This window comes from Vibrio sp. 1078-1 (assembly GCF_033340475.1).
The window spans coordinates 1-1,049 of sequence record NZ_JAWOWM010000098.1; the positions used below are offsets into that span (position 1 = coordinate 1).

The 1,049-nt window shown below is 45.9% G+C and carries 1 protein-coding gene and 2 pseudogenes; all 3 read left to right on the forward strand.

The window, feature by feature from the left end; translation table 11 throughout:
- The coding region (locus R7190_RS25850; protein ID WP_318137674.1) for a GreA/GreB family elongation factor at positions 1-180 on the forward strand (180 nt) is incomplete at its 5' end.
- 145 nt (positions 181-325) lie between these two features.
- A pseudogene (locus tag R7190_RS31420) lies at positions 326-475 on the forward strand (DUF1090 family protein); the annotation flags it as partial.
- 30 nt (positions 476-505) lie between these two features.
- Positions 506-1,049: pseudogene (locus tag R7190_RS25855) on the forward strand (transcription-repair coupling factor); the annotation flags it as partial.

The following is a 1,049-nucleotide window of genomic DNA, read 5'->3' on the forward strand; positions in this document are numbered from 1 at the left end:
ATTGTGGGGCCAGAAGAAATATATGGCGATGCCAAAGATTACATCTCCATTGATTCCCCTATGGCCAGAGCCATGTTGAAAAAGCAAGTGGATGAAGAATTTACCGTTCGAACGCCGGAAGGTAACAAAGAGTGGTTCATTAATTCGATTGAATACAACAAGCAAAGCGCAGAATCTTAACTTCCTCGACCTTGAAACATTCGGCGAGCGAAATGCGTTTGCCAATGATGTTGACCTATTTTTATGCGCCCCCATTTGAGGGCGCGAGCTGTATTTACTGGAGAGGTTTAAAATGAAAGCCGTGATTTGTGGTGCTGCGTTAACGATGGCTATTTCGCTTCCTACTGTCGCTCAAGAAGAGCTAAAAGGGTGTGATGCCAAAGCGTTTGCACTTGAGCAGCAAATTGAATACGCCACAGTACAAGGTAATCAAAAGCGCATTGATGGATTAAAACGAGCCCTTGCTGCGATTGAGGATGAATGCTCGGAAGAAGATTTACGCGAAAAACTGCAAGCAGAAATCGAACAGTTTACCGACCAACCGGTAAGCCTTTTCCCTGATTGGGAAACGTTGCCATACGACAATTTTTCTCCACACCAAGAGATCATTTCTGACCGTATTGCTCGCCTATACCAACTGCCAAATCAACGTGGCGGCGTCACTATCGTGCCAGTCAGCACTGTTCTTCAGCGCCAATCTCCGCGAGAATTTTTGTTACAGCACACACTAATGGTCAAAACAGGCGATAATTTCTCGCTAGAAAACCTGAGAGTGCAACTAGAGAACTCGGGTTACCGTCATGTAGACCAAGTATTTGGGCCGGGTGAATACGCGAGCCGAGGTTCGATTCTCGACTTATTCCCGATGGGCAGTGCAGATCCTTACCGCATTGACTTTTTCGATGATGAAATTGACACCATTCGCACTTTCGATCCAGAAAACCAGCGTTCTATTGAAGACATTCAGCAAATCCAATTACTGCCTGCGCATGAATTCCCAACGACGAAAGAAGCGATTGAAGATTTCCGTACTCGTTGGCGCACCCAGT